This is a genomic window from Mucilaginibacter dorajii, assembly GCF_024808255.1.
Taxonomy (GTDB): domain Bacteria; phylum Bacteroidota; class Bacteroidia; order Sphingobacteriales; family Sphingobacteriaceae; genus Mucilaginibacter; species Mucilaginibacter dorajii.
In genome coordinates this window covers 378701-404818 of record NZ_JANTYS010000001.1, presented here as the reverse complement: position 1 = coordinate 404818, position 26118 = coordinate 378701, and the positions used below count along the sequence as shown (strand labels likewise).

General features: G+C 42.9%; 26 protein-coding genes. 12 read left to right on the top strand and 14 right to left on the bottom strand.

All coding sequences use genetic code 11. The annotated features are described in order from the left end of the window. Positions 1 to 95 precede the first annotated feature (95 nt). Positions 96 to 1817, bottom strand: coding sequence for a glycoside hydrolase family 3 protein (locus tag FHS10_RS01350; protein ID WP_259086910.1), 1722 nt, complete (start codon positions 1815 to 1817; stop codon positions 96 to 98). Between the two features lie 918 nt (positions 1818 to 2735). On the opposite strand from FHS10_RS01350, the gene FHS10_RS01345 reads away from it, so the two are divergent. From FHS10_RS01345 to FHS10_RS01300, 10 genes are all read left to right on the top strand, one after another. Continuing rightward, entirely contained in the window at positions 2736 to 3479 is a 744-nt protein-coding gene (locus tag FHS10_RS01345) for a DeoR/GlpR family DNA-binding transcription regulator (RefSeq protein ID WP_259086909.1), read from the top strand. Positions 3480 to 3780: 301 nt separating this feature from the next. Then, positions 3781 to 4017 (top strand): RNA polymerase sigma factor, encoded by a 237-nt coding sequence (locus tag FHS10_RS01340; protein ID WP_259086908.1) that lies wholly within the window; start codon positions 3781 to 3783, stop codon positions 4015 to 4017. Between the two features lie 533 nt (positions 4018 to 4550). Further along, on the top strand, positions 4551 to 5813 hold the full coding sequence (locus FHS10_RS01335) for an aminotransferase class I/II-fold pyridoxal phosphate-dependent enzyme (protein ID WP_259086906.1): 1263 nt from the start codon (positions 4551 to 4553) through the stop codon (positions 5811 to 5813). 45 nt (positions 5814 to 5858) lie between these two features. Beyond that, positions 5859 to 7043, top strand: coding sequence for a hypothetical protein (locus FHS10_RS01330; RefSeq protein WP_259086905.1), 1185 nt, complete (start codon positions 5859 to 5861; stop codon positions 7041 to 7043). 852 nt (positions 7044 to 7895) lie between these two features. Next, complete coding sequence (locus FHS10_RS01325) at positions 7896 to 8903, top strand: trypsin-like peptidase domain-containing protein (protein WP_259086902.1); 1008 nt, start codon at positions 7896 to 7898, stop codon at positions 8901 to 8903. Between the two features lie 80 nt (positions 8904 to 8983). Then, the gene (locus tag FHS10_RS01320; protein WP_259086900.1) at positions 8984 to 9985 is read left to right on the top strand and encodes an SIR2 family protein; all 1002 of its coding nucleotides are present in this window, start codon (positions 8984 to 8986) and stop codon (positions 9983 to 9985) included. Continuing rightward, a complete protein-coding gene (locus FHS10_RS01315; protein ID WP_259086899.1) occupies positions 9982 to 13305 on the top strand; it encodes an nSTAND1 domain-containing NTPase in 3324 nt (1107 codons plus the stop codon). Before FHS10_RS01320 ends, FHS10_RS01315 begins: the two co-directional genes overlap by 4 nt. Before the next feature lie 6 nt (positions 13306 to 13311). After that, positions 13312 to 13914: a hypothetical protein gene (locus FHS10_RS01310; protein WP_259086897.1), complete on the top strand. Its 603-nt coding sequence runs from the start codon at positions 13312 to 13314 to the stop codon at positions 13912 to 13914. A gap of 1 nt (position 13915) precedes the next feature. After that, on the top strand, positions 13916 to 14623 hold the full coding sequence (locus FHS10_RS01305) for a class I SAM-dependent methyltransferase (protein ID WP_259086896.1): 708 nt from the start codon (positions 13916 to 13918) through the stop codon (positions 14621 to 14623). Between the two features lie 253 nt (positions 14624 to 14876). Beyond that, a complete protein-coding gene (locus FHS10_RS01300; protein ID WP_259086895.1) occupies positions 14877 to 15314 on the top strand; it encodes a hypothetical protein in 438 nt (145 codons plus the stop codon). Between the two features lie 380 nt (positions 15315 to 15694). Here FHS10_RS01300 and FHS10_RS01295 read toward each other — a convergent pair whose 3' ends face one another. The 13 genes from FHS10_RS01295 to FHS10_RS01235 all read right to left on the bottom strand — a co-directional run bounded on the left by FHS10_RS01295 (position 15695) and on the right by FHS10_RS01235 (position 23813). Then, positions 15695 to 16831: a hypothetical protein gene (locus FHS10_RS01295; protein ID WP_259086893.1), complete on the bottom strand. Its 1137-nt coding sequence runs from the start codon at positions 16829 to 16831 to the stop codon at positions 15695 to 15697. A 144-nt stretch (positions 16832 to 16975) separates the two neighbouring features. Beyond that, positions 16976 to 17158 (bottom strand): hypothetical protein, encoded by a 183-nt coding sequence (locus tag FHS10_RS01290; RefSeq protein ID WP_259086890.1) that lies wholly within the window; start codon positions 17156 to 17158, stop codon positions 16976 to 16978. Between the two features lie 12 nt (positions 17159 to 17170). Further along, entirely contained in the window at positions 17171 to 18055 is an 885-nt protein-coding gene (locus tag FHS10_RS01285; RefSeq protein WP_259086888.1) for a PRTRC system ThiF family protein, read from the bottom strand. Continuing rightward, positions 18052 to 18795: a prokaryotic E2 ligase family D protein gene (locus FHS10_RS01280; protein WP_259086887.1), complete on the bottom strand. Its 744-nt coding sequence runs from the start codon at positions 18793 to 18795 to the stop codon at positions 18052 to 18054. Before FHS10_RS01280 ends, FHS10_RS01285 begins: the two co-directional genes overlap by 4 nt. Beyond that, positions 18788 to 19888, bottom strand: a complete 1101-nt coding sequence (locus FHS10_RS01275; protein WP_259086885.1) for a hypothetical protein — start codon at positions 19886 to 19888, stop codon at positions 18788 to 18790. Before FHS10_RS01275 ends, FHS10_RS01280 begins: the two co-directional genes overlap by 8 nt. A 58-nt stretch (positions 19889 to 19946) precedes the next feature. Then, complete coding sequence (locus tag FHS10_RS01270) at positions 19947 to 20165, bottom strand: PRTRC system protein C (RefSeq protein WP_259086884.1); 219 nt, start codon at positions 20163 to 20165, stop codon at positions 19947 to 19949. Positions 20166 to 20178: 13 nt separating this feature from the next. Continuing rightward, positions 20179 to 20775 carry a hypothetical protein gene (locus tag FHS10_RS01265; protein ID WP_259086882.1) on the bottom strand — a complete coding sequence of 199 codons (597 nt, stop codon included), beginning with the start codon at positions 20773 to 20775 and terminating at the stop codon, positions 20179 to 20181. Then, positions 20756 to 21025, bottom strand: coding sequence for a hypothetical protein (locus FHS10_RS01260; RefSeq protein ID WP_259086876.1), 270 nt, complete (start codon positions 21023 to 21025; stop codon positions 20756 to 20758). The genes FHS10_RS01265 and FHS10_RS01260 overlap by 20 nt, the downstream gene beginning before the upstream one ends. Continuing rightward, positions 21022 to 21591, bottom strand: coding sequence for a hypothetical protein (locus FHS10_RS01255; protein WP_259086874.1), 570 nt, complete (start codon positions 21589 to 21591; stop codon positions 21022 to 21024). The genes FHS10_RS01260 and FHS10_RS01255 overlap by 4 nt, the downstream gene beginning before the upstream one ends. Positions 21592 to 21593: 2 nt before the next feature. After that, positions 21594 to 21971 (bottom strand): hypothetical protein, encoded by a 378-nt coding sequence (locus FHS10_RS01250; protein WP_259086873.1) that lies wholly within the window; start codon positions 21969 to 21971, stop codon positions 21594 to 21596. Positions 21972 to 22020: 49 nt separating this feature from the next. Continuing rightward, a complete protein-coding gene (locus FHS10_RS01245; RefSeq protein ID WP_259086871.1) occupies positions 22021 to 22263 on the bottom strand; it encodes a hypothetical protein in 243 nt (80 codons plus the stop codon). A gap of 44 nt (positions 22264 to 22307) precedes the next feature. Further along, positions 22308 to 23366 carry a DUF932 domain-containing protein gene (locus FHS10_RS01240; RefSeq protein ID WP_259086870.1) on the bottom strand — a complete coding sequence of 353 codons (1059 nt, stop codon included), beginning with the start codon at positions 23364 to 23366 and terminating at the stop codon, positions 22308 to 22310. A gap of 51 nt (positions 23367 to 23417) precedes the next feature. Next, positions 23418 to 23813 carry a single-stranded DNA-binding protein gene (locus FHS10_RS01235; protein WP_259086868.1) on the bottom strand — a complete coding sequence of 132 codons (396 nt, stop codon included), beginning with the start codon at positions 23811 to 23813 and terminating at the stop codon, positions 23418 to 23420. Between the two features lie 532 nt (positions 23814 to 24345). Between FHS10_RS01235 and FHS10_RS01230 the strand changes: the two genes are divergently transcribed. Beyond that, positions 24346 to 25533: a hypothetical protein gene (locus FHS10_RS01230; protein WP_259086862.1), complete on the top strand. Its 1188-nt coding sequence runs from the start codon at positions 24346 to 24348 to the stop codon at positions 25531 to 25533. After that, positions 25530 to 26078: a hypothetical protein gene (locus FHS10_RS01225; protein WP_259086860.1), complete on the top strand. Its 549-nt coding sequence runs from the start codon at positions 25530 to 25532 to the stop codon at positions 26076 to 26078. The genes FHS10_RS01230 and FHS10_RS01225 overlap by 4 nt, the downstream gene beginning before the upstream one ends. Positions 26079 to 26118: the final 40 nt, after the last annotated feature.

Below are 26118 nucleotides of genomic sequence, written 5' to 3'. Positions count from 1 at the left end.
CGATACAGCTTTTACAAAGTAAAATCAGGGTGTTAAACCCAACTGAACGGACTTTATAGCACGGAATGGTATGATCAAACTTTTCGGAATATCCCCTATTGGCCCGAGCCGTAAGGAAAGTAGCTATTGATTTTTATCGGTAATCTACCAGAAGCTTTAAGTTTTCCTTCCAAAACCCGAGCTGCGGCATGCTGGGTTTCATTGCTCATCTGGTAGCAGGCCAGTAATGCCTTGCTTTTTTCTATATCTTTAAATGTCGCCAGGGTGTAAGGATTAGCAAAAACATTGATGATAGTTTTGTTACCATATGCCAGTTTCGAAATTAAATTATAAAGCGACAGATTTAGTTCCAGCGTGCTTTTGGGACGGGCGCGAGGATCATAAATGCCTGCAATAACCTGTCGAAAATTACGCAGGTTCTTTAGTAGCATATCAATTTCCGTTTCTGTGGAGGTATTGTCAAGGTAAATACTGCTACAGTTATGAAAACAGGCCCTTAAGTCGTGGTCAAAAACGGTTGCAGCTTTAGTGCCTATATGGATAATCAATGTTTTTAAGTCCGGATTTAAAGATTTGAGCACCGCTTTACCCTTAAGTACAGTTAAACTTTTATCACTGAGTATCTGCTTCAATCTTTGGTTGTAAGAATTGTTTAAGTCAGCTGTTAAGTTTGCTATTTGAACCGCTGTCAAATGATCAAGACCAGTAAAGTATTTAGCCATGAGTATTTTTCGCACTTTCGAATCCAGTTCTGTTTGCGGGATCTTACCCTGTTGAATCGCTGCTAAAATCATATTAGCCGCACGATTGGAATTTTCCGATAATTCCAGGATATCATTACCAGCTATAAAAGCTTTCAAGTCGGCTTCGCCGTCTGGGAAAAACTTAACAACCCCTTTCATATTCATCGCGTCAGATACGATTAGTCCTTTAAACCCTAATTGCTCCTTCAAGAGGGAGGTGATAATTGGCCTGGACAATGTAGAAGGCAAATTTGTTGTAGTGTCCAGCGCCGGAACATTCAGATGGGCAATTAAAACGCCGCCTGCGCCCGCTTTTATAGCTTTCTTAAAAGGAAATTCCTCCAGTGAATCTAGCCTTGCCTTATCGAAATTCAAGCTGGGCAGATTCAGATGTGAATCCACATCGGTGTCTCCATGCCCCGGAAAATGTTTTATTGTTGTCAGTAGTCCTGCATCCTGCATGCCCTTCATATAGGCGATACCTTTTAAAGTTACATTTCGCCTGTTATCGCCAAAAGATCGGTAATTGATCACTGGGTTGTTAGGATTATTATTAATGTCTATATCTGGCGCAAAATTCATTTGCATGCCTGTTCTAAGGAAATCAACGGCAACAGCTTTTCCCATTGCATAAATAAGCCGGTTATCCTGAATAGCCCCTAATGTCAGCTGAAAAGGATAGGGATTAACGGAATCCAGCCGCATTCCTAAACCCCATTCCCCATCCATGGCAACAAGCAACGGGGTTTTGGATGCACGCTGCAACTGATTGGTAAGCAGTGCCTGTTTGGTCGGACTACCATGAAAATAAACGATCCCCCCTATGTTTTCATCAGTGATGATTTTAGTGACAGAATCCTGATATACAGAATCCCTGTCGGTATAGACACGGATCATAAAAACTTGTCCTATTTTTTCTTTTATCGTCATTTTGGTCATAAGCGAATCGACCCAGGCATTAGGTTTGTCAATTTGCGAAATAAAAGTTCTTCTTTGGCCTGATACATTCTGAGTCGTCAAGATCCAAAGAGTTGCAAAAATGAAAAAGGGTAACGTGGAGTTGGATGTGTTCATGTGAATTTCTACTTGCGCTTTTATGCGTTTATTTGCCGGATTTAAAAGACGGATTAAATTAATGCTTGGACGTTAGTTTGCTGATTTTCGAGGCGTTTTAAATTTAAGTTACTGCTTAATAGGACTTTATGATTATTTAAGGTTGTATTTTAAAGCCCGTTGTTAAAAAAGGTAAAACTTTCTTAGTTCTTAATTTGCGCCATTGTACAATATTAGTAATAATACATTGCGTTTTTGTGCGTTTTTTATTTTTTGTTTCTATATTTAGAATGTTTTTTAGTATGAGATAGAGAGTGCTTTTTATTATTCCTTATACAATCATCCCGGTTAATTATCGGTTTGATGCCGGATATCTCTTTTGATGATTTAGATGCGGTCTGGCTATATGAATAACGTCATTTTCTATTCCTTCTGTTATGCTGACATATATACGACCGCCGGAAAAAGGATATTTTCCATCAGTGGACGTACGACAGCAGTGCTCAAAATTTGTGGAGCCAAAGAAGCGTATGTGGGAGTGAGTAATTTTGAAACCGGTCCAAATATAATTCTGAACTAAGGGATAAATTTTTGCACGCAACGGATGGTTTATATCGTGTAAAGAAAATGTTTAATAAATGAAAGATTTAAATTCGGAGAAAAGTAACGAATCCACGTTCGACAGTTGAAGGCAAACTATAGTTAGTTTGTATCTTTTAATTAAAATTACCTTTATATTGATGAAAAGTAATGTTAAGATTAATGAGCCAAAACTTGTATAGAAAGTTGTCAAATTATTCCCAAGCGGCCCATCGAGACGGAATCTCTGATTACGTATTTTCAACAATAAATGTTATAGCGTTACATAAAATTTGTTTGAGTTTTAGAATGCAATAATAAGTTAATTTGTACCAGCAATTTTTAAAATATAAATCGTTTATGCTTAAAGAAGAACGCCTGAACCACATTATCAATCAAGTCAATATTCATAACAAAGTATTATCAGCTGATTTAAGTACGCAACTGAGTGTTTCTGAAGATACGGTTAGAAGGGACCTGGCGGAGCTTGCAGAAAGTGGTCAAATTATAAAAGTACATGGTGGGGCTATCTCCAAATCATTCCACTACCCTTTTTCAGAAAAAGGTATTTATAAAAAGGATGAAAAAAAAGAAATAGCAAGAAAGGCTATCGAATTAATAGAAGATGGTATGATCATATTGGTTGGTGGTGGTACTACCATGATTGAGTTAGCCAGGTTAATCCCGGAGAAGTTACATTGCACTTTCTTTACGATAAGCCCCTTAGTGGCACTGGAACTCGCCGAAAATCCCAATCTTGAAGTACACATGGTTGCAGGCAAGCTTTCCTCTAATTCACAAATCCTAGTTGGGTCACAGGTTATTCATCAACTTGCGGAAATTCATGTTGACCTATGTTTTTTAGGCACTAACAGTGTTTCCGTTAAAAATGGCATTACTGATTCTGACTGGGAGGTGGTCCAGGTTAAAAAAGCGATGATAAAATCGGCAACTGAAACAGTTATTTTAAGTATTGCCGAGAAACTTGATTCATTTCAGAAAATGAAAGTGTGCGGTTTAAGTGATATTAAATATATGGTAACTGATTTGGAACCAGATCATGAATCCCTGAAAAAATATGCTTCAAAAATTAAGATTATGTAAATTTTAAGCTTTAGGGAATAAAGCTATCATATTGGTTGTTTACGAAAACGGATAAAAGCAATGAAAGCCATCGTAGCTAGATGATTACTTTAAGTAGTAAAAAAACTAGAAATATTAACGATTTATAAGGGATAAAGGATCCACGCACGACGTCGATTAATAGGCTAAGCCAAGGTCGGCCTTGCAAATCATCTTTATCGTTGAATAGAGGCATTAGTTAACTATTTATTTAAAGATTATTAATTCGCTGATTGTCCTTATTCTGTCTTAATAAAACCAATTTAAAACGTCCTCCGGACGTATGAAGAATGCAGCAAATGATTCGGAACTTTGGAAGCTTTTCAGAGAAGGCGATTCTTTGGCATATACAAAACTGGTGGATGCGTATTCAGGGGTGCTGTTTGACTATGGTTACCGAATCGTCCCGGATAAAGACTTAATTAAAGATTTTTTGCAGGATGTTTTATGGAACTGTGGAAAAGGCGTATCCGGATCAATGATACCACTTCTGTTAAAAACTACCTGTTTAAAGCCATAAGGCTCCGTATTTTCAGACAGCAATCCAAATGGTCAGTTTCGGAAAGAGTTTCTGAAGATTATCATTTCCGGTTCGAAATTGACACAGGAGTCACTTGGATCGAAACGGATGAAATGGACAATACCCTAAAAAAATCAATACAATTCTTCACTGGAGATTCCGATGAATATTAGCGAATTTTCTATTCAAAGTTTAAGCAGTCCGTCTGAATTCGAATTATCCATAATACTAATATTTCCACCCTCACAAATCGTCGAGCTGAAATACACTTACACTGATAACCCGGTCCATTATAAGGTTTAGGTGTGTCCAGTTGATACCACAATGTGATAGGTCTATGTACAATTCAATTATTGGTGCAGATTCCCACTCCACCAAGTTTAATCTGCAAAATAAGCCTACATTTTAATGCGAAAACGTGAGTTGCTCTATTATTTGCGTTTTAATTAATAAAAAATTAACTCAAAATTCACAACTCACGTTTTTGAATGTTTTTGTGCGGTATTTTAGGGATTGAACTTTAATCTTATACTATGCCGATACATTTCGAAAAAGCAAGTTTCAAAGATTTTGAAAATATTGCAGGGCAGGATGCCTTTACAACTGCATCACAATTTGATGAATATCTAAACTTCCTGAAGGCCAATGGCCACCTTAATTACCGCATTGAATCGCTAAGTCCGGTCGGGCCGGAAATGAACCTTATGCTGCCCGCCTATGATCGCCCCACCTGGTCAGTCTGCCTGGTATCCAATGATTACCTCGGCTTTAGCCAGCACCCTAAGATCAAAGAAGCGGTGATCCGTGGCATTCAGCAATTTGGCACCGGGTCGGGGGCATCTCCTGCGATCGGCGGACATTTTGTGTATCACAGGGAATTGGAAAAAAAAATCGCACAATTCTATAAAAAGAAAGATGCGATCTTATATACGACCGGCTACACCGCAAATAGTGCCACACTCCAGTGCCTGCTGCATAAGGAAGATCTGGCCATATTGGATATGGCTGTACATGCCAGCGTTTATGAAGGCTGCCTGACCACCAATATTAAAACCTTTCTCCATAATAACCTGGAAATGCTGGAAACGGTCTTGAGAAATGCACAGGATAAATATCGCACCCGGATGGTAATTATTGACGGGGTGTACAGCCAGGACGGCGACATGGCTTATCTGGACAAAATCGCTGATTTAACCCATCAATACGGGGCTTATCTGGTGGTGGATGATGCACACGGAATTGGCGTAGTTGGCAAAACCGGCAGAGGTGTTATAGAATTATATGACGCATTTGACCATGTGGATATCATTACAGGAACGTTCAGCAAGGCACTCGGCAATATTGGTGGCTATGTCATCGCCAGACCCGAAATCATCACCTATTTAAAATATCAATCAAAGCAGCACCTTTTTTCCACTACAGCCACACCGGCCATCATGGGTATTCTAAAAGCTATCGACCTTATCGATGAAGAACCTGAACGGAGAGCAGAACTATGGAATAATATCAATTACCTCAAAAATGGGCTGATTGCACTAGGATTTGACATTGGGACATCGGCATCAGCAGTCATCCCGGTAAAGGTCGGTGATATCTTCAAAACACTTGAAGCGGGAAGGCTGCTGTTAAAATTCGGGGTTTATACGAATCCAATTATGTATCCGGCGGTATCCAGGAAAAACGCACGGATCAGGATGAACGTCATGGCAACCCACACGCGGGAACACCTCGATAAAGTGCTCAATTCGTTTGAGGAAGTGGACAAACAGTTACATATATCCAAAAAACATATATGAACAATCAATATATCATAAATAACAGGAAGAAATCTGGAGGCGTCTATGAATTTTATATCAATACAACTTCCGCTTTTCGTGAGGGATTCGATTAACCCGCTGAAATTAGTTGGTCAAAAAATATCAGCGGAGGAATTTGCCAAGTGGAAGTCATTCCTGCTCGCGGAGGAAGCCACGATCAGGCTCCTGGTCCAAAACTATTCGTTTACGCACCAAGACAAAAGAAGCAATGTAATTACCGGCCTGATTTCGCAGGTAATTACATTGAGCAATACCGTTGAGAAATATATTGTTAAAAATTCTCCTGTTTGGAACTGTCATCCGCAGGCACAGCAGATCAGGGTGCATTATTTGTTTACTTGCAGTCTTTTTGAGGAACTACTATCGACTTTAAAGCGTTATTTCCCGGCAGAATCTAAGAAAGCCAGGATCACACATTTTGGCCTTGCGCAGGTAAAAATGGAGTTGAAACAGAAACAGGCAGCATTGAGCAACTATATTATTCAGCGCGGCACAGTCGATCATGAACTTAGCGATTTGCTGCTGAACGGCATTACCCAACTCATTAACAAAAAGAATCTAACCAGAGCTGTGGAACAATATGTTATTGATTTCACCAACCTGGTGATGAATGCGACAGGGATCGAAACGGAAACCCTTCTGAACCTCATGATCATCAACGATTTTAACCAACCGGAGTTTTTCCTTTACTGTGTGAACCGATGGGAAAACTACCTCGCAGATATCCCTGGCCTGCACGAACAAAGGGAAATGCTACTAAAGGAAAAGCACAAGTTATTCGATATGCTTTTGAAAAGTAAAAAAGACGCAACTTCCAGACATGGGGTATTGTACCATGATCTCAACGACTTTTTAAATGAAAAGTATAATTTTGTAACCCAACTGGTAAAGTTGCGCCGTGAGGCGACTCGGGATATGGAAAAAGCCAAAGCTGGAAATCGTTTCCTGATCAATTTACCCGTGCCTCAATTTGGTTTATTTATACGGATGCAGATCGAAAAGGGCATCCTGGCCAAAGAGAATATTGGCGAAATATTCTCCTTCTTCGCAACTTACTTCTATACCGCCAATACACCATATATCTCTGCAGAAAGCTTACAGAAGAAATCTACCGATGTAGAATTTTCAACGGCCAAAAAAATGAAAGGTCACGTAATAGGGATGCTGAACTGGTTAAACACCAATTACAATCTATCGAATTATAACTGATTCTCCTGGAACCGTCTGAGCAAACCCTGCTCCTTTAGCAAGTTCAACATGGAAGCGTACCATGTGAACGTAAAATCCTTGTGCTTTTTTAGCTTTGAAAGTTTCACGTTCATAATATCATTAAGGTTATATAACCCTAAACAGGCGGCCTGCTGGATAAATAACTTATCTGCTCCCAGCCTCGAAAATGAGCACATCAGATTTGCTTCCTCTACCATAAGTATCACAAAGTTAAGTTATGAATGCATCAAATTAGCGTTTTAAAATCACAATCTAAATTCAAAGCAAAAATCTTTTTACGGGACTTTTAAACCGGCCATTTCTGGGTCACTGACTGCCTGGTTCTGAAATAATCTGCTCATATTAATTCGCAGATTACTTTCATTTCTTAATTACTCACAAGCTTCATTACTTTAAAGGGCATGAAATAAACAGGCCAAACCTCCTGGAATATCCATATAATGGATTACCTCAAATATTTGCAGTCGTTTACACAGTAAAGCATCCTGTTTAAACACAATAATTACTTGTTAATATCTGCATATTATTAATAAAAACAAGCTCAATTTTTATGCCTGGTCGTTAATATAGGAAGGAATTTAGCTTATCTCATCTTTCCAATTCCATTTATCATTTAATTTTCTAAAATTTAATTATGGTTAAAATAATATGATTATATTGTTCCAACTAAACCGTAATGTCTTGAAATATCACCGTCACCCCCTGAATCTGGCTGCGCTCCGAAGACCCGTCGGCCGAACGCCTGCAGTAGCACAACTTTTGCCCCTTTTTTACTTTGAAAATAAGAGCCGACTTCACATAACAAATTAATCTAATCCTTTTTGATTTCGTATGATTTTAGACACCATCAAACGACCAAATATGCAATGGGATAAAAAAATAATGCAACTCCGGGACGCCCTGGCGCTGCTGATACCATTTCCAAATACCGCCTTGATGTTCCTCCAGGATGCCGGTATAAAGTATGGGATGATCAACTTCGAGGGGGGGCCGCTAACGATGTGGACCAATATCCTGCGGTATGTGATGAATAATCAAAAAACAGACCAGCTGGTAGACGCGATCCTGGTTCAACATCCGGATAATCCTTATTTAATGGCATACAAGGAGGAGGTACTTCAGGACTATAATTTGGGACCGGATATCAAAAAAATAGCGTGGAATGATGATGTCGATGTCCGAACTCAGGAAAAGATAACCGGGATGGCCAGCACGCTATTGCCCATACGCTTCCTTGCACTCGGCCTGACCGCCGCTAAATCCGTTGCAAGAGTAACTATACCGGGTGAGGGCTTCATCGAGGTCGGCTCGGGATTTTTAACAGAACATAATCTTTTTATCACCAATAATCATGTGCTATCTGATCCGGCCGTTGCTGCAAAAGCAACGATAGAATTTAATTATGAGGAGTCGGTCAGCGGTCTTCCCGTACTGCCGACCCCATTCCGGTTGGACCCCAGTGCCTATTTTAAAACAAGCGGGCCCGATGACTTTACTGCCGTTAAAATTGCGGGAGACGCCAATGCGAAGTTTGGCAGTTTGTCCTTAAAACGAACCCAGGTAAAGTCAGGGGATTTCGTCAATATCATACAACATCCCGGTGGTCGATTTAAGCAAATAGGCCTTTACCACAATGTTGTAACTTTCGCTAATGATGATATTGTCCAGTATCTGACGGACACTGAACCAGGTTCGTCCGGATCTCCTGTTTTTAATTCCAATTGGGAAGTTGTGGCTCTGCACCATACGGGAGGCATGTTACTGGAACCCGGCCTGAAACGGAAAATGCTGCGCAATGAAGGTATTTCTATAAACCGCATTATCGAAGGAATCAGCTGATGAGTATTGCGCGAAAACACAAGACCAGACTTTATAATTTAGGAAAGCCTTTAATATTGAATATTGGCAATATTAGAACCATGTTAACTGATGCCGGTATTCCTTATGGACCAATCACCCTGGACAATGTGTCCCAGGACGAAGCCTGGTTGAACACGGTAGAATATTTGTACGCACACGAGCTCGTGGAACAGTTCCTGAATGTATTCATCGAAGTTAACGATGGTGTTGAAGACCTGGTCAAACTAAGAGAAGAAATCGAACGAGCCTCTATTGACAAAATGTTCCCTTTGTTGAAATCTATCCTGCGAGAAAGGGCTGACTGCGTCTTGTTTCTCGGCCCGGAATTTTTGAACTGGCGTGTCCAAAGAGAAATCTATTCGTTCAACCGATACTTCAATTTAAAATTGATGCAAAAATTAAAGGATTTGGATATTGATTATGAAGAAATCCACAAGGACGACCTGAGTTACATGATCCACCGCTTTGAGACCAAAAGAAAATTTGTCGCCGGTGATACGGAGCAACTGGCCCATACGATTTATAAAAGTCCCGGCATGATCCGTGATTACTATAGACACTTACCTGGGTTCAAGTTGCCACTGATCATCAATACCAATCCAGACACTGTATTATCGGATGAATATCCGGATCAGTGCGAACTGGCAACTTATGATATTACCAATATTGCCCCCACACCGTTTCCTGGTCTAAACGAACAAAAGACGTTAGTGTACAATATTTTTGGATCGTTCCAAAATCCACCTTCAATCTTGTTTACTGAAAAAAAAGCGGTAGAATTTACACGCAACGTTTACGATCCTGAGACCTCGATCCCTTTTCAGATCAAAGATTTAGTGCGGTCAAGTTATTGCATTTTCATCGGCTTTAATTTCAACGACTGGCATTTCAAAATACTATTTGACGTGCTCGATTTGCAAAAACAACCACAAAATTTCGCTTTTTACGATATAAATACTCAAGTAAAAGAGCAACAAATCGAATATTATGAGCGGCACTATCACATGAGCTTCATCAAAAATGATGTCGAGGCGATGCTGGAAGAAATCTTAGCGATATGATTAAGGAAGAAAACCCACCTGTCCTTACGAAAGACCGATATCCGGGTCTGCGTTCATTTGAAGAAGGTGACGCGCAGGTGTTTTTTGGGCGCGAGAATGAGCTTCAACAGTTGGCCAGCCAGTTAGGCAATAATAGGGTCAATATTATTTTTGGCTCTTCCGGGGTTGGAAAAAGTTCACTATTGAATGTCGCCTTTAATAAAGGTGATAAACTGAGCGCTTACCTGCCGGTAAAAATCAGGATTACCCAAAGCCAACTCGATGAGAATTTAAATACGGAGGTATCACCTTTATTACAGATCGTAAGAAATCGCATTTTTGAAAAACTCGACATCAGGGAAGAGCCGGAACTGTTATTTGATAGCGTTGCCCCCAAATTATGGGAGTACGTTAAATATGCCGAAACAACACTACGTGAACAGCCTTCTCCTCAGACATTGACACTCATTTTTGATCAGTTTGAGGAATTTTTTTTCAATTTCGATCCATATCGGGAGGACTTTTGCCAGCAATTAGCTGAAATCTGTCACGAAGCGCCCCCCATTCGCATCCTGAACTGGATCAATCAGCTGGATGACAATGCCCGCAGCGACGAAATAATGAACTGGTATAAGCAACCCAAAGTCCGCGTTATTTTCTCCATCCGCTCCGATAAGCTTGCCTTACTGAACGACCTGGTCAGCTATATCCCTAAACTACTACAAAACAGGCTTGAACTCAAACTGTTTAACCGCGGGAACGCCCGCCTGGCAATTGAGCGTCCCGCTGAATTGGATAACAAAAACCTTTTTTTTAGTACACCACCTATTGCAATCGAGCCAGCAGTTGTCACGAAGATGCTGGACGAACTGAGTAACCCTCTGGGACAAATTGAAGGTTCATTTTTACAAATCGTTTGTTTTTACATTGAAGTCAGGATAAAAGCTATTGTAAAAAAACAAAAACTAAATATTATTGATCCGGTAGCTTTTAAAATAGAAGATTATAAGGAAATAAGTATCGCAACTATTCTTGATAAATTCTATGATGACCAGATGAAGAAGATAACGGATGTAGCTTCAAGGGAACTGGCCAAAAAAGTGATAGAGGAACACCTCGTAAGTGACGGCGTACGTGCCAGCTTTTTGCCCAATCAACTTAAGCGCCGGCTTAAAAATGATGATGAACTGATCAGCCTTTTATTAAAATACAGGATCATCAGGATCGAAGAGACGCCAAGGGGACCTACTTATGAGCTCAGTCATGATAAGCTGATCATACCTGTTGAAAAGTCCCGGAAACTCCGCCAGCAAAGAGAATTTATTGAAAAAGAGGCCCAAAAGCAACGGGCAGCACTTGTAGAGGAGGCAAGAAAACAGGCGGAAAAGATAGCTCAACAAAAAAGGGAGTTGGAACGAGAATCCGCACTCAGGAAAGAAGCCCAGCGCGAACGCGAAAAGGCCGAACTTGCAAATCGCCACGCAGACATCAATCGTGAAATTGCTGTCAAAGCCCAGAAAAAAGCAGAATTCTGGAAACGAGGCTACCTTACTTTTTTAGTCCTGTGCGGAGTGCTGGCCTTATTTTTCTATTATCTGTATTTTACCACCAGTACCGCCAAAAACAATAATTTATACTACCAGGCGGACTTAGCCTATAACCAAAACAACCATTTTCTAGCCTTTCATCTTTGGAACACCTATCAGAATAAGGTATTTTTTGCTGGGAAAAAAGACAGTATCAAGGCGATTTTACAATCGAAAATGTTTTTTGATATTGCCGGCGGGGATAACATAAAACAACTCAATCATAATAGGTTCGTTGTGCATTATAAGGATAATGCTATTGCCATCTGGTGGGCAGACGATAATTACCAGCGACTTAATTACTTGCCCTTATTGGACAATAACAGGCACGAATTAAAATCGGCCATCAATATGCTGGTGTCCGATAACCGCCGCTATATCGCTTACCGTAGTACCAGCGACAGTAAGATTCATGTATATGATGATCAGGCAGGAAAACCACTAATGATCGAAGAGTCCAGACTAAATATTACTTCAGGACGAAAGCCGTTCCGGGATGCCAACATCGATGACTACAAAATGGAGTTTTTGAAAAACAACAATTTTATAGCCTTTATCGCTACGTCAGGCAATATAGTTTTGTATAACCTGGCGACCAGGCAACAAGTCAAATTACCACTCTCCAACCACCGACTGCATTACCAGAACGGCGATATCAGGAACATGTTCCTCATATCAACCAACCAGCGTTATATGATGGTGCGCATTCCCGGGGCAGATTCCCTGAGTATCTGGGATATCGGTGATCATGAAAGGTCAAGACATGTGTTGACCTTTAACCACATTGACCAGGTATTTTCGTCGAGTAACGGTGATTCTTTGATCTGTAAAGCAAAGAACAATGATTTGTTCATCGCACCTTTTTCTGAAAGGGCTATAGCCGGCTCAAGGCTCATCAAATCAGGGGTAAATGACCTCTTGCTTTCACCAGACCGCTCCAAAGCGCTCTTATTGGTGAACAATAGCAGCCTGGTTGTTTATGACTTTATTAAACGCAGCGTGAATGCCCGTGTGAACGGTGACGCCATTCTAAAAAAACTGACGGCCCACTATAAAAGTAAAACTCCCCCGGCAAGACAGAAAAAGAAGAATAAACAGCGGTTCATCCTTGGCAACAACATCCCCAAATTTGCCAGTATTGTTCGGTGGAATCTTGCCGGAGACCGTTTTTCTTTTAGAAACGACAAAGGCATTGTTTACCAAATAGCCGTAGCTGATCAAGGACAATCTTATTTCTTATTTACCTATAGCCGTAATCTCAATTCTTTTTTTACGACCGACGGCCACGACTATGTGCTGTCACCTGACGGCCGTAAGTGCGCGTATATCAATACTTCCGGAAAGCTGGTGGTAGTCGATGTGGACCACAACCGTATTTTTGCACAGCCCGCTCCTCAACTGATCACCAACCTAAATTCCAATTATGCCAGTATTTATAACCTGGATGACTTGATCCGATTTAGTGAAGATGGAAACTCGCTGGCTTATGTTGACAATCTGGACACTAATAATACAGCTGTGATAATCTATGATTTTATCACAAATAGAGTCAGCTACAGGTTTGATTTTGCCAAATCGATAGGGAAGGTTTTTAATCGTCATTATATTCAGTTAGTAACCGGTGTGGATAATGTTGGCGGAATATACCTGTTGAACCAAAAGAAAAGAGATATCCCTTATTTTGAACACCTTTATCCTGATTTGAGCAAAGAGGCGGCTGCGTCCTACGCAACCGATCCCTTTAGCAACCATTAATAGTTTATGAAATATATTTTTAATACCAGAGCCTGGATCATTGGCATTTACGTAGCTTTTGTTGTAAATTTTCACAACCTGCTCGGCTCGCTGGGCATCGACCTTCCCTGGATCATCAAGGCTTTGTTGCTGATATTGAGCCTGGTCGGCATTTTATTTTTATTAAGATGGATAGAACGCGAAGAACAACATCATTTCATAGAAGGGAAGGATGATTTTTATGACTTCTTTTATACCTGGTACCAGCAGCCAGGAAGACTTTCCATATTTTGCAGCGATTTGGCATGGATGGAGGATGAGAAATCTCAAAGAATCGCTACTGCACTTAAAACAAAAGGACGTAAAGCCGCTGTTTATTTAAAAGATATGAATAGCCCGTATGTACAGGAATTGATGGATAGGAAAGTGAAAATATTTGCTGTAAATAAGGATGTCAATTGTAAATTTAGGTTTTCAATTATGGAGTACCAAGGTAAAGAAAAAATCATCATCCGTACGCGTGACAAAAGCAAGAAACAAGGTATTAAATTTATCGAGACAAATTCCGATAAGGATCCGCATGTAATCACTTTGGCTAAAGATTTATTAGATTACTGTATTAAAAATTGACATGACAAAACTCTTTTTGAAACGGATTGCCAGCGAATGGGACATTAACGTCCACGAACGTGCGGCTGAGTTGGAAACAAAAAGAGATACGAGTTACTTTCAGCAGATCATTCCGAAAACTCTTGAGTTGATCAGCAATATTCCAATTAAGGATGGGAAGACCCTTGACATCGGCTGTGGGCTGGGTTATTTGACCCATGAAATCAAAAAGACAGGTTACGATATTAAAGGCATAGACATCTCTTCACGCTCTGTAGCTTATGCCAGTGCTAAATTTCAGGATGTCAGCTTTATCAGTACCGACCTGAAGAGCTATAGTGCCAGCCATAAAAACTCCTACAGGCTTTGTCTGGCGATCATGTTCCTGCACAATAGTTTTAACCTGGATAAGCAGTTTCGTTATATCAACCGTTTGCTGGTGCCTAATGGTCAGAGCATCATTTGCATTCCTCACCCCTGTTTCTGGTACCGGCGCTTTAACTTTATTTCCTACAAAAATCCGAATAACAGACCTGAAAAATTATATAAGGTCAGTTTCAAGATCAGAAATGGTCACCCTCATATGTCGAAAATCTCCTATTACCACCGCACCCTGGAAACGTATTATCAACTTTTGAAAAATACCGGTTTTAGGATAGAGCGACTTATCGAACACGATGATTCCATGAAGGAATCCGACCTGCTGTTTTTGTGCATAAAGAAAATTTGAATCATAGTAAACTCTTGTCTATAAATCAAACCTAACAAACATAGTCAATCATAAAATCATCGTTATTGATCAGTTCCAATTTATGCATGTATTGCCAGTAGTTGTGTCCAAAAGCAATACGTTCCTTGTGAGTGGTTTTCATGCGCTGGTATTAAAAATCTTTGCCATATAAGATCCCTATTTAAATTTAGTTGATAAAGGCAAGTGTTTTATTTCCGCTCCTGGTTATCTTTACGGTATAAATAGAACACCTATGGAATGGCACTTACCTGCAAATAAGCCTGCTAATTATCAAAGTCAGGAACCTCTGCCAATGGTATTCTGTGACAGCACCGGCTATCATACAGGTAAGCATGGCAGCGATGATAAATGGTACGACCAGGAATCGGGAGAAGCTTTTGATGCCATTGATGCCTGGGCTTTTTTGCCGGGTGATCCTATTGCTCTGGAACCAGCGATTATTGACCAGGAGTGGAACACAGGAAACGGCCCGGTTAAACCAGCCTATAACCATTTTCTTTTAGCCGACACTGCAACGGGTGAGATCACATATAAGGGCATCAACAGCAGTTACTTTGACAGCAAAAACAAAACTTTTCCGGAAATAAGCCATTGGATCGCCCTGCCCAATCTTCCGTTGCGCCTGGCTGGCCGCGCTACTATCCTCAAAAACAAAAACGTCTTCCTATAATACCTGAAGAACCAGGAAACGCTGAAAACACTCGTTCTTGACCAGTTCAATGATGAATGCCTGGCACTGGCTATTGATGAGATTTATAATACCACGACAAACGGGGTTCGCCGCAGCTATATATTAACTAAAGAAGACCTGATCCGGGAAACCCTAAGCCGCTGGGCATTCCGGGTAAACAACACCCTGAATAAAGCAAGGGGAAAGGACTATGCCGCCCTTCCGTTCAGGGCAGCCGCCCTGCCGGATTCGGAAGCCGAACAAAAAAAAATTGAAGCAACGCTTGACCTGATTATCCAGGCTTTACCATAGCGGAAACCCTAACGGGCAAATAGAACAATTGGCAACCGCTCCGGCTATGCCGGAGCTGCCGGGCATTTTCAATAGCTATAGCTGCTGCCTTTTATGTCTTTATACCGCTGCCCGAGTTCCTGATGGGTAGTCCCTTTGATATTGGCCAATTCCACAAACGACTTCACCACTTTTTCCCTGGTACGCCAGTGAAAAGAGTAAACAAGGGTTTCCTTGTTCAAAGTCACCATTAAAGGGATGGGCAAACGATGATCGTGGGCATTCTGAAGCATAACCATCCGGCAGCAGGTACTTTGGTAATCTTTTTCTATCAGGTTCTCTGATTGCAGCCTGTGTGCCAATTTTTCGAGCTGGCAGCGGCGGAGGTCTAAAACAGGTTTGTGTTTTTTCTTTCGCTTTTTTTGCTTTTTAACAGCAAGGTCGGTCATTAACATGACTTCCGTATATCCGGGAAACCTGATACGGATTTCTTCCAGTGCAAACAATGGGTTCTTTTGGTAAACCCGCCTCACAAAATTCCGCCGGGTTCGTTCCTGCGAAAGAAAGGCTTTACGTTCTATGATCTCCGGGGTAATATTCAGATCACTACCCACACCTGTAGCCATACTTTTATAGAGTTCCCTCAAAAGGATCAGGACGGCCAACCGCTTTTCACCCCGCTGCTCCTGATCCAGCAAGTCCCCTATTTGTTGAACCGTATATTGATGCCCGTTAGCGATCAGCTCCTGCAAAAGCGGGGTTACTTCACTTTCGGGTTGTTGGTTTACGCCGGCAACTTTCTTTGGGGGTTGCCCTCCGATAGCATACATTTCCCGGAAACCTTTGAGTTTCTCCAGGAACGCAGCACCGGAACCGGGGATTTCCTGATCCAACTGATCTGCTTCCTGTTCTTCGGCATAGATCAGTTTATCCCAATCCTCGTACTGGTGATAACACAAACGGTTATCAAAATGATGGTATTCTATTTCCTCCCTGTTCATCGGCCTCGACAAAAACGGCACCGCATAAAACAAGCCCATCGGCCTCCGGTTGCGGTCGCACCATATTTCAGCGTGCATATACATATAAATGCGGGGTGGGTATTTGGTTTGGGGTTTGTAATAGAAATCCACCCGTCCCGATAACTTGCGGGGTAAAGCATTAACCCGCTCATATTCCGCCTTTTCAGAGGCAGACATCATATACCCCTCTTTGATCTTTACCATATCTTTGATAATTGAAATATGCCTGTGTTTCAAAAAAGCAATGGTGGCCGGGAGGCGGGCTTTGATTTTTTGAAACTCAGGCGACCCAACACGCCAGACTGCCTGTTGCGGATGAAAGCGGCAAGTGGCAGGATGGCGCGCGATTTATTCGTTTTTCAGCATCAGCAGCTTTTGGTATACATCTTCCCAATATGCCTGCAAGCCCTCATCCAGTAATTTGAATGAAGGGTCGGTATGCCTGTAATGGCGGTAATCATCGGCCTGCATAATGGCCAGCTCCAAATCGGTGACGGTCATTTCTTTGCCGTCTAAATCAATAATTTTCATGGTATTCATTTTTTATGCAACCTTCCGTTTAGTTCTTTTGGGCTTCATCGGTACGATTTTCGCAACCGGAGCGCTGACCTTCAAAGGCTGCATCCTGAACTCTTTAAGGTTGAGGAAAAAGCCCCGGTTGAATAACACCCCCTCCCGGAACAGCTGCCATAACAGGGATGCGCCTACATTAGCTAAAGCCGAGTTGATAAATAAGTCCTGCTTGGTAAGGGCTTCGGCTAAAGAACAGCTTGGGGTTTTATCGGCACTTTCCGAGGCCATCAGCAAATCTTTAAACTCATCGGTCACCATCGGCAGAGTTTCCACAGTTTGGTACTTTTTCATTTCCGGCTGCGGTACTTTGCCAATAGTGGAAAGTATCACCTGCCCGCTAAAACGGCTGTTGCCAAAGTCCATATAGTAAACAGGCTTGTTCCGGCCATAACCATTAGTACGTTTATACACGGCTTTCAAAATATCCGCAATTTCCAACCGTGCCTGTACGGTGTCCACGCAGGATATAGTCAGCCCGGCCTGTGCCAGTTCGTTCTGCGCTTTCAAACCCGCTTTATCGTACCGGGTGGTTAACGCTTTCCAGTTTGTTCCAAAAAACAGGTTCACCCGGTTAATGAGGGCGACCGCCTTATATTGTTTGAGTTCGGCGGTGGCGAATAGCTGCCTGCCCAAGTTGGCACGTTCCACTTTATCATCATCAAACAGGCGCACAAACAGGCCGGGATGGTTCAATTCAATGAGCGCATGGTTCATCCTCGCCAAAGCGGTAAGCACCTGGCTGCCTGTACCACCCGCCCCGATCAGGTTAACCACAATCGGGTTATAGGGATTGAGCCATTCTTTTTCCACGATATGAACGGCAGTAAGGGGCTGTTTTATTTTGAGTTTTTTCATCGGATAAGCTGGTTAAGGGTTAAACCATTTTTGACCAATAGCAGTTCGTTAAACCTGTTTCCGGTGCTTACCTGTTGCTGCCATAATTGAACAATGTTGCCGTTTATCCGGCTTCCCCCGCTAATGGTATGACTGAAATAGCTGCCAAAAAAATAGGCTTCCCACTGCATCATAAAGTTTTCAAGGTATGTACCCCTGTCAATGCTGATGTTCACATCACCCATACAAACCCGTCCATCGGAATAGATATTAAAATAGGGCGCATAATGCAAAGCTGTTTTGGCTGTCGGCTTGGACTTGCCTTTGACGGCAAAAACCGAAAGACCGTCCCTTGTGGCTTTCCATACCATTGCCGGAACATAGGCCTTACCGCAGGGGATGCCCAGACTTCCCACAAAAAACAAATTCCTTTGCTGTGGTGGGGTGTACCATACGGCATAGCCCGAGCTGTCTGATTTCAAGTAAAGCAGGTTATTCGGCAGCACGCCCTTTGGTTTCAGATACCCGTTCTGCATATCGGCACCGCTTTGCAGTAATTCCGCTAAGGCGATGCTTTCCTTCAGGGATAAGGGATGGGCGTTGATGGGGTTGCCCAATAAACCAATATCATAGCTTTCCACATAAACGGAATTGGCTTCATCAGTGTTGATATTGCTGTCATTTTCCCTTTCGCAATTGTAAATCAACAAGGCTTTATAGGGTATATATTTATCGTTAAACTCGTTGGTTACGTTATTCATGGTCGTATTGATTTAGTATTCCGCATAGTTTGTCAATCAGGTCAAAAAGCCGCTTTTCAAAATCGAGGCTATTCAATATCCTTGGCTGTGGCGTATCAAGTAGCTGTACGGCTGTTGGCTCATCCGTTACCCCGCATTCCTGAAACTCATTATTGATCGTATCGAAAAGCATATCATAAAAGCAGTCGTTGCTGCTCCAGTAAAAACTGACATATTGCTCCATCCTGACCCTTTCGGTTTCTTCGGGTGCTATCAGTTCATCATGTATATTATCAAAAAGGGTACGGTGGGGATATTCCTTAAACAGGGTCAGGAACTGGTCTGCCAGACTTTCGGTTTCCAAGTCCCAATCCCCGCTCTGCCTGTAGGCCTGAATGTTCGCTTCCCATTTGAGCAGGTAGTTATTATCCCGGATAAGGGTTACGAGGCGGTCACCCGCATAGTTGAGCAAATCCATCGCTTCGGTTTGTTCCTCCCGGTACTGCTGTTCTTCGTCACCTTCGTCATCGGCCTCATCTATCCATTGCTGTAACATGGCATACTCACCGGACAGATAGCTGTCACTTTCGGTATAGTATGGCAGCCTGGCGATTTGGTACAGGTAAGCATAAACGGACAGGAGCATTTCCGCCAAAGGCTGCTGCCGTGCGGTTCGCACCAAGTTCCACAATGGCCTGACCGGGATATAATACAGGCAATGCCCGGTATCAAAGCTTTTGAGTACCGCCAGTGTTGCGCTGTGGGCACTGTCTTTGATGATGATGCAATCCGCACTTTTATCCTTTAGCTTCAGGGCTTCCTTTACCTGCATATAGGCTATGGTCACATTCTGCGGAAAAGCGATGTCCGAAACATCCGGCACAGGCAAATCATAGACCGTACACAGGTTGGCAAGGGAGCGGAAAAACTCCGCTTCCACCTGCCTGTAGTTTCTTGCCTGTATCGCCCAAAAGGGCAGAAAACGGGATTTCAGAAAACCATGGATACGATGCCCTGCGGTGCGCTCCTTTGCGGGTTGCGCCGTACTTCTCCTGCGTCCGGCAGTTTGTCGAGTTGCTGCGTGAAATTTCTGAATCGCTGATGCAGTTGCCATTGGTCGTTTTCTTTATTGATGGGTATCCTCCGTTTAATTTGCTGTTCTTTCATCGTCTTTATCCTTTCGTCCCCATCGTACTTTCAAAGCGGTACTGTATCTGATCGTTTTTGATTTCGGGGCCGACAATTTTGGCGTTGGTCAGAATGGGATAAGTTGCCGAATAAAAGGTCATCACCGCTTCGGGCGCAAAAGCCTCACCGGGGTCTGTCAATACGATTTCTATATTATTTTCTTTGTGTAAAAACACTCGCTGTAATGTGGTTGTCGCTAGCATGGCTTTCTCCGGTTTAAGAATTAAATAATGATAGTGCCTGTGCCATCTGATCCCGTTTGCGGGTCAGGTCGGCCAATTTGATTTTCAGTTCGGCTTCCTTTTCGGGGTAATCTGTGGCTGATGGCAGCAGAGCTAATGCTTCCTCGTACTTACAGGCTGCATTCAGTTCATTGATTTTGATCATGGCCTGAACATAGGCCTTGCGTTTTTCCTCCTTGTTGGGCTGTGGTTCTCCTATTTCGATGTCGCTGTCCCCCGCTGCGCCTGTGGCGGGTTTCGGTTTAGGGTTGTTCTTATGCTTCTTATCCTGTTCAATTTTGGAGGCCAAACGTGCCTTTTCCAGTTCCTTGTAATAGGCATTAAGGTTGTTATACAGCCCTGCGGTTTGCTGTACTGGCTGTGTAATGGTTTCAAAAAAGCCCTCGTCCAGTTCGGGCGCTGTCCCTTTCAGGAGCAGGGGCGGTATGCCTTTGGTGGCATTGTCCGCATTGTGCAGGGCGGTGAATAATGCCGACACGGTAAACTGTCCCTGTTCATCTGTGTGAATAGCTAAGTTCCATTTACCGGGAACGTTTAGGGCAGTTATATTTTCAAAGAAGTTCGTTTTCATGTTGTTGTTTTTTTGTGTTTAACCATCTATCGTAATCGGCCTGTTTCATCAGGCGTGTCCCTTTGCCCGGCTCATGGACAGCCATATAGCCGTTTGCCTGAAGTATGCCATGTATCAGGATTTGCGCCGAACTGGCATCATAATCATCACAGGCGGTCATATCCAAATCCCGCAGTTCATCGAAAAAGCGCAGGGTTTTGGAAAGGGCTTTGAGTGCCTTTCTTTCCGTTTTATTTGATAAGTTGCTCATGGCTGTTCCTGATTTTGCGCTGGTACATTGGCTAATTTTTCAAGGCGTGTGGCTATCCTGCCATCTGCCGTAAAATGGCAGTCCTGTGCTTCAAAGGTTTCGGTAATGGCTTTGTCACCTGTCAGGAAATTATACTCCTGTATGAGCAGGCTGTGGTATGCCCACCGGATGGCTGTCAGAAAATCATCCTCCACCCTGTCGAGTTCGCTATCCAAGTCCCCGGTAGATGCTAATTCACCATGTTCATCTTTCGGCCAGTCGGCTATAATCCTGTCCCGTTCTGTCCGAAAAGACAGGGCGATTTGGTAGGTTTCGGTGCTTTCGCCATGACTGTCCAGTATTTTCCCGGCGCAAAAACAGGCATTTTCTGTAAATTCCCCATTGCAGTAATACCCGTTTTCCAGTTCGAAGCCTTTTATTTTCAGCCCGATTTGCCGTGCATCTTCATAAATGTTATCCCACCAAAAGCTGTCCACGTTGGTGAAACGCTGGTCGTCCAACGCCCTTTCCTGTGCTTCTTCGCTCAGTTCAGGGAAGAGGTAAATATGGAGTTCTATTGTTTTCATAATCAGGGATTAAAAATCAGTTCAACAGCTAATTTGAATTTGGGGTCTTTGTGCCTGCCTTTATCGGTATAGGTGGTCAGGCAATGATGCAGGTATAATGCGCTGTAACCGTCAAATAACTGGTCGGCAAACACGTTGCTGCTTTTTTCGAGTAGCCTGCCGTATTGTTTGATTTTGCGGTCGGCTGCTTCGGACAACTGAAACCAAAAATCCACCCCGAACAGTTGGTTTTTCCAAACCTTGCGCACCTCATCAGGATTATCCCTGATGTAGGCTGACAGTTGTTGGGCATAGATTAAAAAGCCTGGTATCTCGTGTATAAAGAGCGCATGTAAAAGCTTTGCTTTCTGCACGTTATTGAATGTGTGTAATGCTTGCATGATGTTTATTTTTTGATGATTAAAAGCGGGGCTGCCCCGCAGGTTCATTCTATGTCGTTTCGGGTATAAATGCTACTATTCTGCCCGTGATGTTATCATGGTGTGAAATGGTCGTATAGCCGCGCCTTGCGATGTCGTCTATATGGCTTTGCATCAATGCCTGCTCGTGTTCCTTTCCCCGTCCGGTAAACCTGTCGGGCTTGCGGTATTTATGAGCAAACTCGTACACGTCCATACAGTCTGTTACAGCTTCCCTGATTACCCATTTGGGTAGATTGCTGTTGGTTTCCATCTGCTATGTTTTTAAAATGCGGGGGATTGCTCCCCCGGTGATGATTAATTGAAGCTTAAAATTTCCGCACCGTTTTGGGCATAGCCAAGACACAGGTCAAATGCAGCCTGTGTGCGTAACTGCCCTGTACCGCCGATAATGGATTTTACTTTGGCCTCGTCGTCTTTGTATTCCTTCACATTTTGGAAATAACCGGTGATGGCGTTGAAAGCCCCGAACAAAGTACCTTTGGTGGTTTCGGTCTGTTGGGTCGGGCTTGCCATGGCGTACATAAAGGCATTGTCACAGATGTTTTTAAAGACGGTGGACAATTCCTCCCCTGTTTTCAGGCTTTTCAATACCTCCTTGCTTGGCGCCATTGCCTGCTGAATGAGTTTCATAACGTCCTTATCGGTGATGCGCACCTTTGTCCACTGGTTGAAGATGCCGTCCAGTTCATCGGCCATTTTATTAGAAATGCCCATGACCTTGTGTGCTTCCTTCAGCCTGTCCTCTGCGTTGGCGGTATGGCGTATCTTAATCGTATTGGAGCTGTTACGGAGTGCTGCGCCTAAAGTATTCTGGCAGACGATCCTCACGGGGGTAAATGCTGCGGTGATACTGCCCGAGCCATCGTGCGAAGTGGTCAGGAAAAGGTATTTTTCAATGTAATCGTCGTGTCCAACTTTAATATAGCCGGGGAGTTTGGCGGTAATAAAAATGCGTTCACCGTTACCTAAAGCCCCTGCGGTTTCATACTGCATCCCGTCCCCGCCTACAATGGCATCAAAAAAGCTGAATGCGTCCCGGTTCTGTACGATGCTGTAGTCCCTGCCCACTACCCCCAATATGGAATTGTTATCGGTTCGCATGGTGGCGTAGTAATTAGGAACGGCAATGTCCATACCTGCTATCAGCTCGCCTTCGCTGCCTGTGGTTATCCCATGACTTTGGGTAAACAGGGGTGATTTGACCACCTCGTAATCAAGTCCTGCGAATTGCAATGCTTCCTTACTGGTTGGATAATCTTCGACAATCTGCCCTAATCCGTGCCATGCCTTTTGCTTTACGCTAAAGAAACTGTGTTGTCCTGTTTGCTCGTTGAAATTGATATTGTGCGCCATGATGGTAATTTTTAATGTTTTTGATTTTTTTAAATGAATAGCTGAATGGATTTAGAATGGCAGGTCGTCGTCGCCCGCTGCCTTTGCGCCTGCGGTGACGGCTGTTTTTTCTGTGCTGTTTGCAGGGTCGTTTGATTTGGCTGTCATGGTGAACAGCTTAATGGTGTCGCAGGTGCAGGTCAGTCTTGACTGCAACCCCCGTGTCGTACTTTGATAAGCCTCCGCTTCCACCCATCCTAAAATCTCCACTACTGCGCCTTTGCTGAGGTATTCGGCAAGCCCGGTATGCCGCCAGTAGGTGCAATCAATAAAGGCAGCTTTTTCCTTTTTTTCGCCCGCTTTGTCTTTCCATCTTTGGTTGATGGCCACGGTGAAGTTGATGAGTTGTTTGTCGCCGTTGACTGTTTTTACTGCTGCGTCCCCGGTTAGTCTTCCTGTGAATAACATACGTTTAACTGTTAATGTGAATTAATTTGTTTACTGTTCTTCTCTTGTCGCCCCGTCCTGGTGGATTATTTTTAAAAGAAAAAGGGAAAAAAGAAAGCAAATCGTAAAGCCCGGCAGCGGGCAAAAGGAAACGGAATAATTGGAGGGGACCCTCTGGGGAGGCAGCCGTTTATGCCGTAGTCTTTTGCAAACCCAACGACAGCACCGGGCTTGATTTTAGCTGCGCTTTTTACCCGTTTCGACTAAAAATAAAATGGATTAAATAAAAAAATGCCATTGGAGCCGGAGGCGATACCTGTTCCTGCGGACAAATGAAAAGGAGCCTGATCCGGCTTGTCACAGAGGAGTTCTAGCAGGTAAAATCAAAGGAATCTTTTACGAATGCGGGTAACAAATAGGGCTATATTATTTCAAGGTCTCAAAAAACATTAAAAGCGATATATTCCCCATATAAATCACTAATAACCAGCGTAGTATTTTGTTGTTTTAGAAAACATATGCTTATATTTATGAACCTTTATCTCTTATCGCTATGGTCAATAAAACCGAAATTTCACCGGAGCGGAAAGTCGGCCTTATAAATAGGCTGCTGGCAAACAACATTTCAATTCCCAATCTCCGGGACCTCCGGCAGACTGTGAACGCTGCCGATCTTTCCGTAATCATCACCAGAATCTATGATCTGAATGAAACAGAGATATTCAAGGTCGCCTTACTGGATGGTTTTCTAAAAAAATTAGATGACCTGAAAAATGCGCGAAGGAACGCCCGTTTCACGAAAAAGATGGAGGGTGGATTCCGAAACGGCAAAAACATGGTAATTTTAGCGGAAGGCGATTCCTGGTTCAATTATCCGGTTATACTGACGGATGTGATCGACAGGATATGTATGGAGAAGAACATGGCTGTTTACAGCCTGGCATCCGGAGGGGACTGGCTGCTGAATATGCTGAATGCCAGGAATTATGTGGAACAGTTGTCGGTGATCCGCCCTGATGTTTTCCTGATCAGCGCCGGCGGAAATGACTTGGTCGGTTCAAGAAGGCTTGCAGCTATTGTTGACCCAACCGGAGCATCAATTGCCTATCAAAATAACTTATGGGCCCAAAAACTGATCACCAAAGCAGAGAAAAATATAGTGCCATTAGATCCTGAAAAATTCAGAGACGGCTTAAAATACCTTTCCAGGGATTTCTTTGCATTGCTGATGTTCTTTCACCTTCAGTATTATTTCCTGATCAGGGGCATATTGACCGGCGGTGTAAAGGATGGAGAACCAAAATTTCCCGGTATCCGCATCATCACACAGGGATATGACTTTGCAATTCCATCCTATGACAAGCGTTGGGGCATCAAGCCCTGGCTTTGGTATGTGCCCCTGATCCGGAGTTTTGCCGGTCATGGCACCTGGCTTAAAACTCCCTTGCAGATCCGGGGAATTAATAAACCCGAGACTCAGGAAAACGTGGTTTACGCCATGATCTATCTTTTTAACGAAATGATGATCGAGATGGGGACGATTTTCGAGGAGGATGACAAGATCAAAGGGAGGGTATTCCATATCGATTCGAGAGATTCACTCGGAAAAGACGGATGGACAGATGAATTGCACCCAAAACCGAACCACTTTATGAATACGGGACATTGTTTTGTTAAATGTATTAATGGTGAGGCGGTGACATACGGCAATGTGTATGTAGTTAAATCAATATTCCCATGAGAGCATTATTGTGGATAGCCTTTATCCTGGCGGTAGTATTCATCGGCAGGATCTCATCGCGGATAACCTGTCTTGCGGGTTCCGATAATTCCATTATTAAAATTGAACTGGCGGGAAAAGATGATGGTATAAAGATCATTAAAACGTGGTCGGACATTAAATATAAATGTGGGACCGTGCTGGACCTGGCCCGTAAGGATACGTGTTGGGATTTCCTGTTCATTGTTATTTATATCGGCCTGATCATTATAGAGTCGACCTCCTTCAGACAATTTGAGCCTTATTACTCACTCAATGAGCTACTCAGGATGAACCTGTTCCTTGCGGTCATCGCCGGGCTGCTGGATATTACAGAAAACTTCATTATCCTTTATAATGTCGAGCACTATAGCACCCCTGACTGTTATTTTCCTTCCCGCTGGTTTGCAGGCGCCAAATTCATTCTTGTGATCTGGTGCATTTTGATATGGTTGATCGCGATCGTACACCGGATCATCTTACATTATCAAAAACAGGCGAGTTTACCGCCCCACATAGCTGATTAAATTCTATATCATTCAACGGCCGAACTTATTTAGAAACTGG